Raw genomic sequence first — 12,289 nt, forward strand, 5'->3', positions numbered from 1 at the left:
CAGTGACGCTCGTTGTGAAGATTGGCGGCGCGGCAGGTGTCGCAACCGAAAACTACATTCGTGAGATCGCGCAACTGGTCGCGGAGGGTGAGCGCGTGGTCCTTCTGCATGGAGGCTCTGACCTGACCAATATGCTGTCACAGCAACTTGGTCATGAGGTGCGTACGATTACCACACCGGGAGGCATGACCAGCCGCTATACCGATAGCGAGACCCTGCGCATCTTTTCGATGGCTGTTGCCGGTCAGATCAATACGGATCTGGTGGCGGCCCTACAGCGGCAGGGAGTCAACGCGCTTGGACTGGCCGGCGTCGATGGGAGGCTGTTAGTGGCGCGGCGCAAGAGCGCGGTTCGCTCGCTCCGCCCTGATGGACGTGTGCAGATCATTCGCGATGACTATACGGGACAGATTGAACAGGTGAATGCCACATTGCTGCGTACCCTGCTGGATGCGGGCTACGTTCCGGTGATTGCGCCGCTGGCTTTGAGCTATGAGGGGGAACGTCTGAATGTTGATGGCGACAGAGCGGCGGCGGCGGTCGCGGGGGCTCTGGAAGCGGATGCACTGGCGATTATGACCAATGTTCCCGGGCTGTTGGAGAATCCTGAGGATCACGCGTCGTTGATCCGTTCTATTCCGGCTGATCGGTTGGATGCATATATGCAATACGCTCGTGGGCGGATGCGTAAGAAATTGTTGGGCGCTCAGGAGGCCTTGCAGCGCGGGGTCAACCGGGTTTGTATTGGCAACGATTCGTTACGTGCGCTGTTGCTTGGAGCGGGAACCATGATTGAAAACATACATGTCGCAGTAGGAGGAACACAGCTATGACACCAAATATCGAGATAATTGAGCGTGAGAGTCGGTTTACCAGCGGCGTGTATGGGAAACGTCAGGTTGCGATTGTGCGCGGCAGTGGTGCATTGCTCTGGGACGCAGACGGACGCGAGTATATCGACTGTGCTTCGGGTATGGGCGTTGCCAGCATCGGACATGGTCGTAGTGAGATCGCTGCTGCGCTGGCTGCACAGGCGCAACGGGTGATCACCTGCCCGGAGATCTTTTATAATGATGTCCGTGCACAATTGCTTGAACGGCTGGCCCGGATTACTCCGGCTGGATTGGAGCGCTTTTTCCTCTGCAATAGTGGAACCGAGGCCGTCGAAGGAGCCTTCAAATTCGCGCGTCTGGCAACCGGACGTACTGGTTTTGTGGCGGCCCTGCGCGGCTTTCACGGACGCACAATGGGAGCGCTGGCTGCAACCTGGGAGCGCCACTACCGTGAGCCATTTGCGCCATTGATGCCGGGAGTTACACATGTGCGGTATAACGATCTTGGGGCGATGGATCGTGCGATTACCGAGGAGACGGCAGCCGTTATTCTTGAGCTGGTGCAGGGTGAGGGAGGCGTACATATCGCGACACCTGAATATGTCGCCGGTGTTGCGCGTTTGTGCCGCGAGCGTGGTGCACTGCTGATCGTCGATGAAATTCAGACCGGGTTCGGGCGAACGGGACGGCTCTTTGCCTGTGAGCACTACGACCTTCAGCCGGATATCCTGTGTCTGGCGAAAGCGCTTGGCGGTGGTGTGCCAATGGGCGTTATTGCACTTGGAACGCGCGTGATCGAGAGTGGACGTATTGGCAAGGGCGTTCATGGAAGCACCTTCGGGGGGAATCCTCTTGCCTGTGCCGCTGCTCTCACAACACTGGACATTCTCGAACGTGAACACTTGCCGCAACATGCCGAGCAGCTTGGTGCTCATGCTGTTGACCGCCTGAGCTCTCTGCGCTCTCCGCTTATTCGTCAGGTGCGAGGGCGTGGTCTGCTGATCGGAATCGAGTTGACGCGCAAAGCTCAGCCCTATCTGGAGATGCTCTGTGAGCGAGGCATCCTTGCGCTGCCTGCGGGCCCGAACGTCATCCGCCTCTTGCCTCCTCTGGTTATCGAGGAAGCGCAATTGAACCATGTGATCGATGTGCTGGCCGAGGTGCTTGGTGCTACGACAGAGCCGGTACAGCCGGCAGAACAGCCTGTCTCCGAAGCGCCGGAAGTGGCATTGCTACAACAGATGTTGATGATCCCCAGTCTTTCCCGGCAAGAAGGACGTCTGGCGCATTTCCTGGCAGAGCAGGCACGAGTGATGGGATTACATGCCTCGGTTGATGAAGCTGGAAACTTCGTCGCCTGTACCCATGCTGAACCTGGTGAGATCCAGCCTGTAGTGCTGCTCGGGCATATGGACACAGTACCGGGCAATATCCCAGTACGGCTTGAAGATGGGGTTCTCTATGGCCGAGGTGCTGTTGATGCGAAGGGACCACTGGCGGCGTTTGTAGTTGCGACTGCGAGAGCGCATCAGCGTGGTGAGCTCTCCCGCCCGGTCGTGGTCATTGGAGCGGTTGAGGAAGAGGCCGCGACGTCTCGAGGCGCGCGAGCAGTGGTACAGCGCTATCAGCCTGCCGCCTGCATTATTGGTGAGCCAAGCGGTAGCGCAGCAGTAACGATCGGGTATAAGGGGCGTCTCCTGCTGGATTGCTGTGTAGAGTGTGATCTGAGCCATAGTGCTGGACCACAGAGCAGCAGCAGTGAGCGGGCGGCCGCTTTCTGGGAGCGAGTTCGACAGCATGCCGAAGCCTGGAACGCCGAGCACGCTGGAGCTTCTGCCTTTGCCGCGCTGATGCCCTCATTGCGCAGTATCAGCAGCGAGAGTGATGGCCTGATCGATCGCACCCGCTTTATGATTGGGTACCGTTTACCGCCCGAATTTGACATCACAGGCTTGAGACGCCAACTGGTGCAATGGGCCTGCGAGGCCGATATTCACCTGAGCTTCTCGGGAGAGGAAGCTGCCTTCCGCAGCACGCGCACTACACCCCTTGCACGAGCCTTTATTGCTGCGCTACGAGCTACCGGACAAGCACCGTCGTTTAAATACAAAACCGGCACGTCAGATATGAATGTTGTGGGCCCGGTCTGGGGACAGAACATTGTCGCATATGGGCCCGGGGACTCTCGGCTCGATCATACACCACAGGAGCATATTCGCATTGCAGAGTATCAGCATGCTATCAGGGTACTTGAGCTGGTCTTACAAGAGATCGCAGGGGGAAGGGAAGCAGAGAGATGAGAACGCTACATGTACTGGATACGACATTGAGAGAGGGTGAGCAATTAACCGGCGCCTATTTTACGCTGGAGCAACGGGTGCAGATTGCTCGCCTGCTGGATGCGGTCGGAGTTTCATTTATCGAAGTGCCTTCACCAATTGCGTCGGCGGAGACACGCCGAGCTGTGCAGGAGATTTGTGGACTCCAACTTCGGGCGCGGGTTGTTGCGCATGTGCGTTGCGCTGAGGCCGATGTACAGGCCGCCTTAGAGACCGGTGTTGATGGGCTAAATCTCTTCTATGGCACCTCACCGGAACTGCGCTCGTTCAGTCACGGGAAGCGTATCGAGCAGATTATCTCGGATGCGGTGCCGTTGATCCGTCAGATCAGAGCAGCGGGGCGTTACGTGCGCTTCTCTGCCGAGGATGCGTTTCGCAGCGATCTGGTAGATCTGCTCACTACCTTTGACGCGGTTGTGGAGGCGGGCGCACAGCGGATTGGTCTCCCTGATACCGTCGGTGTGGCCACGCCGCGCCAGGTGGAAAGTCTGGTGCGTCTCTGTGCGGAACGCTATCCGGGCGTCGGGATCGAGTTTCATGGCCATAACGATACGGGCTGTGCGGTGGCAAACACGGTTGCCGCCTTTGAAGGGGGCGCTGACTGCCTCGATGTGACAGTGCTGGGAATCGGAGAGCGCAACGGGATTGCCTCGCTCAGCGGGCTGATTGCTCAGTTGTATATCCATTATCCTGAGCGGCTGGCAACCTATGATCTGACCCGTCTGCCGGAAGTGGATCGCTATGTTGCGGAGTGCCTGCATCTCTCGATCCCGTTCAACAATCCGATTACAGCGCCCGGGGCCTTTACTCATCGGGCTGGAATTCATACAAAGGCCGTCTTACGTAATCCGCGTGCCTATGAGATTTTGGACCCGCAGGACTTTGGCCTTGCCCGCAACGTGGAAGTCGGGTCTCGTTACACCGGGCGCTATGCAGTCGGGCATCGCGCTGCGGCTCTGGGCATTGAATTGAACGCCGATGAAATTGTGCACCTGACGCAGGCGCTGAAAGAGCGGGCGGATACAGGTGCAATGAGTCAAGATGAAGTCGATACATTTATTCTCAACTGGTATCAAGAGAAAGGAAATCTCGTATGGGAACGCTAGCCGAAGAGATTTTTAGCTATAAGCTCGGGCGCCCTGTAACGCAGGGTGAGACTGTGGTTGTTGAAGTCGATCATGTAATGAGCCATGACACTACATCGCCGCTTGCCATTCAGGCTTTCCGCAAGCTGACTGAGAATGGCCGGGTGTTTAACGCTCAGCGCGCGCATATTGTGTTTGACCATATCATTCCGGCTGCAACGGTCGCAGCAGCTACCTTACAACGGGATGTACGCTCGTTTGCTCGTGAACAGCAAATCGAGGTCCTGCAAGAGGGCATCTGTCATCAGGTGATGCCGGAAAAGGGCTTTGTAACCCCCGGTTCGGTAATTGTGGGCGCTGATAGTCATACCTGCACCTACGGAGCGCTTGGAGCGTTTGCGACAGGGATGGGGTCTACTGACATCGGTGTGGCCTACGCGACGGGACGAACGTGGTTCCGGGTTCCTTCTACCATCAACATTCATCTGACCGGTGAACTCCCGTTCGGTGTATACGCGAAAGATGTCACATTAGAGATGGTGCGCCGCGTTGGCGTCGATGGCGCGAACTATCGCGCTGTTGAGTATACCGGTGATCTGGTGCGTCGCTTCTCAATCAGTGAGCGCTTTACCTTCTGTAATATGGCAATCGAGATGGGTGGAAAGGCCGGCCTGGTTGCCCCGGATGAGAAGACTGTGGAATGGCTGCGCGGACGTACTGATAAAGAGTACCCGATGCTTGCACCCCACAATCCGCAGTATGAGCGTGTTGTTGAGATCGATGCTTCGACGCTGTCTCCGTTGATTGCCTGCCCGCCTGATGTGAATAACGTGGTTCCGGTTCAGGAAGTCGAGCATATCAAAATTGATCAGGTCTTCCTGGGGACCTGCACCAATGGCCGCCTCGACGATCTCGCGATCGCCGCCAGCATCCTGCGTGGCAAGCGGATCCATCCTGATATTCGTATGGTGGTCATCCCGGCCTCTCGTGAGATCTATCTTGAGGCGATGCGCCTCGGCTATCTTGAGACATTTGTTCAGGCAGGTGCTTCGGTTGGCACGCCGGGCTGCGGTCCCTGTATCGGGCGTCACTATGGTGTGCTTGGCCCCGGAGAGCGTGCCCTGACCACAATGAATCGAAACTTTACCGGACGCATGGGTGACCCGACCGCTGAAATTTATCTGGGGAGCCCGGCAACCGTTGCCGCGACCGCTCTGACCGGACATATCACCGATCCCCGCGAATTTCTGGCTGGTGCAGTACGAGAAAGGAACGAACAGGAATGAGCCGTATCTGGAAGCTTGGAGACAATATCAATACTGATGTGATTATTCCCGGACGCTACAACGTCACGACTGATCGAACACAATTGGCGAAACACTGCCTCTGTGAGATCTTGCCTCAATTCGCGCAGGAGGTACAGCCGGGTGATGTCGTGATGGCAGGACACAACTTCGGCTGCGGCTCATCTCGCGAACATGCTCCGGCTGCTATTCAGGCGAACGGGGTAAAGGTGGTAATCGCACGAAGCTTTGCCCGTATCTTCTATCGCAATGCTGTAAATATTGGTCTGCCGGTACTGGTATGTGAGGAGGCCGTGCTTGCCAGCGACGACGGACAGGAAATAGATGTCGATCTGGAGACTGGTCAGATCCGTAATCTGACAACGGGACAGGTATTCCAGGCGCAGCCGCTTGACCCCTTTGTCGCACGAATTGTTGAGGCCGGTGGAATCATCAATTACATTAAAAGGGAAGGCACCCTGCGATGAAGCCTCTGACTGTTTGTGTGATTCCGGGTGATGATGCCGCGCCTGAAGTGGTGCGTCCGACGGTTGAGGTGTTGCGGGCACTGGCCCCTGATATTCGCTTTGTGGAAGCGATCAGCGGGCGTGAGGCCCAGGTGCTGCATGGTGATCCGTTCCCGGCCCAGACCCGTGAGGCCATTGATGCGGCTGACTGCACGCTCTTTGGCGCGAGTGGTGGCCCAAGTCGCCCTGTCCTCTGGTATTTGCGTTGGGGCAAGCAGACCGCCGTCAATATTCGTCCAGTGCGCTGGTATCCCGGCTATCAGAGCCCGATGGCGCATCCAGAACGCATTGATTATGTGATTGTGCGCGAAAATCTGGAAGGGATGTATCCACCACGTGAAGGGGCGCTTTCCGAATTGTCTGCCCTTGCCAGTAGTTCAAGCTGGTGGCAGCCACCGATAGAGGGACAGCAGGGAACCTATGCCGTGCGTGTTTGCACTGATGAGCAGTCACAGCGGGTCGCTGATGCTGCCTGCCAGCTCGCCCTCAAGCGGAAAGAGGCTGGTTATCCCGGACGGGTTACGCTCGGCGCAAAGTACTCGATCCTGCCGAAAACGGATGGCCGTTTCCGTGAGATTGTGCGGGAGACAGTGGCGCGGTATCCCGAGTTACAGTATCAGGAGTTTCTGGTTGATGATCTGGCACGCCGTCTGATTGCGGTGCCGGAGACGCTGGACGTTGTCGTGCTGAACAACGAACATGGCGACATTCTGGCAGATGCGGCAAGCGGTACAATCGGCGGACTGGGGCTGGCTCCCAGTGCCTGTTATGGTGATTCCTATGCCTACTTTGAACCGGTCCACGGGTCTGCGCCTGATCTGGCTGGAAAGAATGTGATCAATCCCACGGCAATGCTGCTTTCAGGCGCAATGTTGCTTGAGCGGTATGGCTATGCCCGGCAGGCAGAAGTGCTCCGAGCGGCGCTGGCGCAGATCTATCAGGAGGGCCGAGTGTTGACCGTCGATCAAGGAGGATCTGCCAGTACCACAGATTTTGTGGAAGCCGTTCAACTGGCACTTGCACAACTCACTGTTTAGCTTTTCCTTGTATCGGGAGGGACGGTGTCGCGTTTCAGACGTGGCACCGTCTTTTTTTATAAGATATTGACCGGAGACGCGAAAAACACGATAATGAGAAAGCGACTTGACGGGTATGCTGTCCTTTACATGTGGGAGCAGAAATACCTCTGTCACGAAATTGATAATTTTGCGTTCTCTTTTATAGAGAGTTATAGAGAGCGGATCTAAAAGCGGGGAATTCACAGGAAGTCCACGGCTTTCAAGCCGGGGAGGAATGGGTCTGTTGCAACGGAGGTAGAAGCGTGTCAAAGAGAGAGCTGCAGAGGCTTCCTCTCAAAAATGACACTTTCTTCAAAATTCTTGACACGCTTTTTCTCGGATAGTACCATCAATTACGTGCAGCAAGATCCAGTCGCGCATTGAACTGATACACGCATCGAACGGAGAACGCTTCTGCCCGGCAGGACCGGACGAGAACGGGGTACGTGTCACTTGTCCCTGATGTGTCGAACAAGGAAGCCAATGCAGAGCGCCTGCAACGGTGCTCTGAGTGGCAGTGGAGTTCAGACACAAGCCTCCTGCTTTCGCGGGAGGTGATTGACGTTTGCTGAAAGCTGATTTCGGCGGCTGATGCGTGGAAGCGCAGCCTTCAGTGAGTGAGCACGCTATGAGAAACGCTGCAAAAGAGAGAGATGGGGGGTGGAGGGTTTATATCTAAAGAGGATGATACAATGTTGGCGAAACGTGGCTTTGTGCCTGTTGTCGGGCTGATAGATGATGATCGAGTGCGTGTTTTTCGCTCATCTTTCAGCAAGGATGGAGAGACGGAGAATCTCTTTGTCTATGGTTTTGTATTGTTGACCGAGCGCTATGTGGTGATATGTGATACCTTGCTTGGTCCTGAGGACATGGAAACGGAGCTTGAGCAGGTGCGCGAGTATTTGCGCGGACGACGCCTGTTGATTATCAACAGCCATGCGGACTGGGATCACACCTGGGGCAATGGTTATTTTCGTGGTACTTTCCTTGCCCCGGTTATCGCTCACGAGCGCTGTCGGGAGCGTATGCTTTCTGCCGAAGCTCAGGAGGCTTTGCGGGAATATCAGCAGCAGTTTGCTTGTTTCCATAACGTAGAGCTTGTCCCGCCGACGCTGACATTTTCCGATCGTATGACGATCAACTGTGACGATATGACGCTGGAACTGTTCCACGCGCCGGGACATCAGCCCGATCATATCGCGGTCTGGATTCCAGAGATACGCCTGCTGCTGGCCTTTGATGCCGTGGAAGATCCGTTCCCTTCGCTGGCGGATGCCGAGAGTGTACCTGTGATGTTTGCCACGCTAGAACGTTTACAGGCTTTGCAGCCCGCTCATATGCTCTGCTGTCATGGCGAGAAGAATGATCCGGCACTGATTACGCGCAATCTCGCCTATTTTCAGGAGTTGGAGCGACGCTGTCAACAGGTTTTGGCACAACAGCAAGTTGATGAACAGACTCTGGAAGATGCGGTCCGCTCCGTTCACTTTCCTTATGAAGAGGCGATTGCTGGCGGGAGTGAACAGATATCGCATGGCTATTACAACGAGGCTCATACGCGAAACATTCGCTTGATGGTACAGTATTTGATGGGGCAGAAGAAGCAAACGGATTAAGCTGCGATCTCGGCGCGAGCAATGAGATGCTGCTGTATAGCGAGAATCTCCCATTGGTCGCGGGCATTGCACTGAAGCGTTCCAGTCCAGATGTAGACCGCGCGATATGTCCGTCCATTGGTGAGCACTTCAGTGGCCGTCAGTGTAATTTCAATAGTAACTTGCCTCGGTGACTGGTAGCTTGTGTTGTTGATCTCATAATGTTGGTCGCGGGTGGAGGTAAAGCCGCGTATGAAATCGTCCAGCGGGTGATCTTTCTGATAGACAGGGCTGAGACAGTGATAGGCAGCCTGATAGTTGTGTTGCTGAAGACTGTCAAAGTATGTAGCGATGACGGCGTGCGCGGGGTGAGATGTTGTCTTTGCTGAGACGGCAGCGATAAGCGAGAGGAAGGCTATACCACTACACAGACCGAGGAGCAGGAGTAGCCAGAGAAGGAGAAAGCCTGTATGTCGTCTTTTGCGACGACGGGGCGGCATAGGGGGGGCCGGCTCTGTGGAGCGCGGAGCAGATCGCCTCTTCTGATCTGGAGGTTTTCGCGATGTGTTCTGTAGCGCGGAGGAAACGGGCTTCCGGTGTGCAGGCTTATAATGATACAGCGAACGATACACTGTGTATTGATCGTCAGGGGCCACAAAAAGAGCTCGCAAGTCCTGTGCCAGATGTCGTGCTGATTGATAGCGCCTGTGTGGCTGATATGCGGTTGCCTTCCAGATAATCATGTCAATGGCGGCGGGGAGCTCTGGTCGCTGTTGTGAGAGCGAAGGCAGTGGTTGTGGGTTTACCGCCTGAAATGGAGGATGCTGCTTGCGGGGAATCTGTCCACCTAGCAGCTCATAGAGCAGGATGCCTAGAGCATAGATGTCGACGGTATGATCGATGTCACGTGTCATGAACATTTCAGGGGCCATGTAGGCGGGTGTTCCCAGAACGATATTGCTGCTGGTCAGAGTTGGCTACTCTCCCCAGAGTGAGGAGCTTTGCAGGCGAGCAATGCCAAAGTCAGCCAGAACCAGCGTATCAGGAGTGAGGAGAAGCAAGTTCCCGGGCTTCAGATCGCGATGGATAACATCCCTCTGGTGCGCGTAGTCGAGCGCCGAGCAGGCTGCAAGGATATAGCGGATGGCGCGATAGAATGGAGGGGGACCGGAACGCGCAAGCATATCTTCCAAGCTACCTTCTCGCGCATAGGGCATAACCAGATATGGATAGGGTTGCGTCCCATAACTGTAGATCGGAATAATATGACGGTGTGAGAGGCGTGAAATGATGTGCACCTCTCGCCAGAAACGGGCGTGGAAGATCTCATAGCTTTCCCAGGTGGAGCGGGGATACAGAACCTTCACTGCAACAAAGCGATTTGGATGTTGTTGTCTGCCGAGATACACGGTACTCGTGCCACCCTGACCAAGAATACGAGTCAAACGACAGTTTCCTAGCGTTGTATTAAGTAGTTCGTGGCTATCCAGCATAGTGATATCCTCTCTGTTGAGGAGCGATTCTTCCTTTAAATGTGAAACGTGCGAGAATAAAGCTTTCCTGTTTCGATCAGTGTTCTATCACTGTTTCTATCAATATAGACGTATGAAAAGCGATATTCTCTAAAAACTGAAGTGATACCTCTTATTTCGAGTAGGACGAGTGCATCATTCACCGCATAGAGGGCGGTAAAGGGGGGAAAAGATGCTACTGGGTGTTTTTTCAGACGTGCATGACAATCTCGATAAGTTGCGGAAGCTGCTGGATCTGTATCAGCAGCGCGGTATTTCAACGCTGATTTTCTGTGGTGATTTCTGTTCTCCTGTGCCGGCGCGTATCATGGGCGCTTCGGGTTTGGAGATTCATTGTGTGTTCGGGAATGGCGATGGAGATCGCTTTACCATGCTGCAACTTGCGCACGAAGGCTTTTCCAATCTTCAGTTACACGGTGAGTATGCCGAACTGGAATTTGCGGGAGCGAAAATCGCGGTCACGCATTATCCGTTCTATGGAAAGGCGCTGGCCCGTACCGGCGATTATCAGGCCGTCTTTTGTGGACATACGCATCAGCTCCATGAGGAGCGTATTGGTGAGTGTCTCTGGTTGAATCCGGGGGATGTGCTCGGGCTTCAGGGCAGGTCGACCTGTGCCATTTACGATACGGAGACCAATCAAGCAGAGATCCTTGAGTTGTAAGGGGTTGGGCCCGATTGTATTGACCTGTCCAATAAGATAGCGGCCAGTGCGGGTTTGGAGAAGCGGATAGCCTAAAATTCTTTAAGGAATTTCTAAACCCTTTTTCATATTCCCTTTACATTGGCTGGCTATAATGAGTAGTGGAAAGTACGTGAACATATTTGTTACACCCAAAGGAGGAAGGAAACGGTATGAGTATCCAGGTATTACCGCAGGAAGACTTCTTTATTTTTGTCCCCGACCATAAGACGGTAGCACGACCTGCTCTCATGCCAGGCGTGGAGGGGAGTGTCCAGGGCAAAGATGACGAAAATGTATTGCCCGCATCTGATTGCGTGAATTGGATAGAGATTCCACTGGATAAATCCCTGATTGTCTATGCGCATATGTGGGAGAAAGAAGAAGCTTAAACGGGATATTCGTATATGCCAACACAGTTAAGCAGATGATGAGCTTATTCGTTGTCGGGAAACAAAGCAGTTTCAAGACTTCGGATAGGCCCTTTTTTTATGGCCGCGCTCTGAATTTCTTCCCCTTTGTGCCACCTGTGACCTTCCTCGCTCGTAGGTTCGTAATAGGAAAGACGGTAGATGTACGCCATTTTCCTGCCAGCGCTCTTCATGAAAGTGCTATGATATACAGCATGAGGAGAGCACCGGGCAGTCGTGGAAGATGGCTGAGACTGCCCGGAACGATATTGAAAATGTTGCATATTCTCAATTGTAGATAGAATGTAAAGGATGATGTGTGATGAGCCAGATCATTGTTTCCAGCGAACGTGTCTATAATGCCCGTCCCGAGGACATCTACGAAGTATTGACTGATTACAAAACAAAACGACCGCTGATTTTGCCTCCCAACTATGAAGATTATAAGGTAGTAGAAGGCGGCAAGGGTGAAGGAACAGTGGTCGATTATCGGTTCCATGCGGCTCAGCGGGAGCGATCCTATCACATCAGCGTCAATGAGGTGGTCAAAGGGAAAGTGTTGCAGGAAAAGGACGCGAACTCTTCGTTTGTCACCACATGGACGCTGACACCGGAAGGTGAGGGTGCTCAGACCCGGGTGAGTGTTGCCAGTGAGTGGCAGGGAGGCGAAGGCGTTGGTGGTTTCTTTGAACGCACATTCGCACCGCTTGGGCTGCGTCGTGTCTATGGCCAGATGCTCGATATGCTCGGGTATGTCGTGCAGAAGGATGGAACAACCTGTGCAGTGCCGCCACGCAAGAATATGTACACCGGTGTGGCGATCGCGGCTGTGGCTGCTATCGCTGTCATTGCGCTGCTGCGGAAGCGAAGCAAGTAATCCTGACAAAAGCGAGAAGGAGCTATACCGAAAACGGTATAGCTCCTTCTTTTTTTGAGGTCTGAGTG

At 54.4% G+C, this 12,289-nt stretch carries 10 protein-coding genes and 1 pseudogene; 10 read left to right on the forward strand and 1 reads right to left on the reverse strand.

What is annotated here, in order from left to right; genetic code table 11:
• Nucleotides 1-2: 2 nt before the first annotated feature.
• From KTH_RS27310 to KTH_RS27340, 7 genes are all read left to right on the forward strand, one after another.
• The gene (locus KTH_RS27310; RefSeq protein WP_111324556.1) at nucleotides 3-833 is read left to right on the forward strand and encodes a [LysW]-aminoadipate kinase; all 831 of its coding nucleotides are present in this window, start codon (nucleotides 3-5) and stop codon (nucleotides 831-833) included.
• The gene (locus tag KTH_RS27315) at nucleotides 830-3,133 is read left to right on the forward strand and encodes a [LysW]-lysine hydrolase (protein ID WP_111324557.1); all 2,304 of its coding nucleotides are present in this window, start codon (nucleotides 830-832) and stop codon (nucleotides 3,131-3,133) included. The genes KTH_RS27310 and KTH_RS27315 overlap by 4 nt, the downstream gene beginning before the upstream one ends.
• Nucleotides 3,130-4,278: a LeuA family protein gene (locus KTH_RS27320; protein ID WP_111324558.1), complete on the forward strand. Its 1,149-nt coding sequence runs from the start codon at nucleotides 3,130-3,132 to the stop codon at nucleotides 4,276-4,278. The genes KTH_RS27315 and KTH_RS27320 overlap by 4 nt, the downstream gene beginning before the upstream one ends.
• Nucleotides 4,266-5,543: a 3-isopropylmalate dehydratase large subunit gene (locus tag KTH_RS27325; protein WP_111324559.1), complete on the forward strand. Its 1,278-nt coding sequence runs from the start codon at nucleotides 4,266-4,268 to the stop codon at nucleotides 5,541-5,543. The genes KTH_RS27320 and KTH_RS27325 overlap by 13 nt, the downstream gene beginning before the upstream one ends.
• The gene (locus tag KTH_RS27330; protein ID WP_111324560.1) at nucleotides 5,540-6,028 is read left to right on the forward strand and encodes a 3-isopropylmalate dehydratase small subunit; all 489 of its coding nucleotides are present in this window, start codon (nucleotides 5,540-5,542) and stop codon (nucleotides 6,026-6,028) included. Before KTH_RS27325 ends, KTH_RS27330 begins: the two co-directional genes overlap by 4 nt.
• The gene (locus KTH_RS27335) at nucleotides 6,025-7,104 is read left to right on the forward strand and encodes an isocitrate/isopropylmalate family dehydrogenase (protein WP_497622067.1); all 1,080 of its coding nucleotides are present in this window, start codon (nucleotides 6,025-6,027) and stop codon (nucleotides 7,102-7,104) included. The genes KTH_RS27330 and KTH_RS27335 overlap by 4 nt, the downstream gene beginning before the upstream one ends.
• 713 nt (nucleotides 7,105-7,817) lie before the next feature.
• Nucleotides 7,818-8,741, forward strand: a complete 924-nt coding sequence (locus KTH_RS27340) for an MBL fold metallo-hydrolase (RefSeq protein WP_170142788.1) — start codon at nucleotides 7,818-7,820, stop codon at nucleotides 8,739-8,741.
• On the opposite strand, the pseudogene KTH_RS27345 reads toward KTH_RS27340, so the two are convergent.
• A pseudogene (locus KTH_RS27345) lies at nucleotides 8,738-10,213 on the reverse strand (serine/threonine-protein kinase). The gene KTH_RS27340 and the pseudogene KTH_RS27345 overlap by 4 nt on opposite strands.
• Before the next feature lie 211 nt (nucleotides 10,214-10,424).
• Between KTH_RS27345 and KTH_RS27350 the strand changes: the two are divergent.
• The 3 genes from KTH_RS27350 (at nucleotide 10,425) to KTH_RS27360 (ending at nucleotide 12,221) form a co-directional block, all read left to right on the forward strand.
• Nucleotides 10,425-10,916, forward strand: a complete 492-nt coding sequence (locus tag KTH_RS27350; RefSeq protein ID WP_111324566.1) for a YfcE family phosphodiesterase — start codon at nucleotides 10,425-10,427, stop codon at nucleotides 10,914-10,916.
• A gap of 191 nt (nucleotides 10,917-11,107) precedes the next feature.
• Nucleotides 11,108-11,326, forward strand: a complete 219-nt coding sequence (locus KTH_RS27355; RefSeq protein ID WP_111324567.1) for a hypothetical protein — start codon at nucleotides 11,108-11,110, stop codon at nucleotides 11,324-11,326.
• 340 nt (nucleotides 11,327-11,666) lie between these two features.
• Entirely contained in the window at nucleotides 11,667-12,221 is a 555-nt protein-coding gene (locus KTH_RS27360; protein ID WP_111324568.1) for an SRPBCC family protein, read from the forward strand.
• Nucleotides 12,222-12,289: the final 68 nt, after the last annotated feature.

It is taken from the genome of Thermosporothrix sp. COM3 (genome assembly GCF_059696735.1).

Excerpts from the sequence above, each read along its gene's own strand:
- KTH_RS27315 (WP_111324557.1), top strand. The coding sequence starts at position 830 with ATGACACCAAATATCGAGATAATTGAGCGTGAGAGTCGGTTTACCAGC.
- KTH_RS27320 (WP_111324558.1), top strand. The coding sequence starts at position 3,130 with ATGAGAACGCTACATGTACTGGATACGACATTGAGAGAGGGTGAGCAA.
- KTH_RS27325 (WP_111324559.1), top strand. The coding sequence starts at position 4,266 with ATGGGAACGCTAGCCGAAGAGATTTTTAGCTATAAGCTCGGGCGCCCT.
- KTH_RS27330 (WP_111324560.1), top strand. The coding sequence starts at position 5,540 with ATGAGCCGTATCTGGAAGCTTGGAGACAATATCAATACTGATGTGATT.
- KTH_RS27335 (WP_497622067.1), top strand. The coding sequence starts at position 6,025 with ATGAAGCCTCTGACTGTTTGTGTGATTCCGGGTGATGATGCCGCGCCT.
- KTH_RS27340 (WP_170142788.1), top strand. The coding sequence starts at position 7,818 with ATGTTGGCGAAACGTGGCTTTGTGCCTGTTGTCGGGCTGATAGATGAT.
- KTH_RS27350 (WP_111324566.1), top strand. The coding sequence starts at position 10,425 with ATGCTACTGGGTGTTTTTTCAGACGTGCATGACAATCTCGATAAGTTG.
- KTH_RS27355 (WP_111324567.1), top strand. The coding sequence starts at position 11,108 with ATGAGTATCCAGGTATTACCGCAGGAAGACTTCTTTATTTTTGTCCCC.
- KTH_RS27360 (WP_111324568.1), top strand. The coding sequence starts at position 11,667 with ATGAGCCAGATCATTGTTTCCAGCGAACGTGTCTATAATGCCCGTCCC.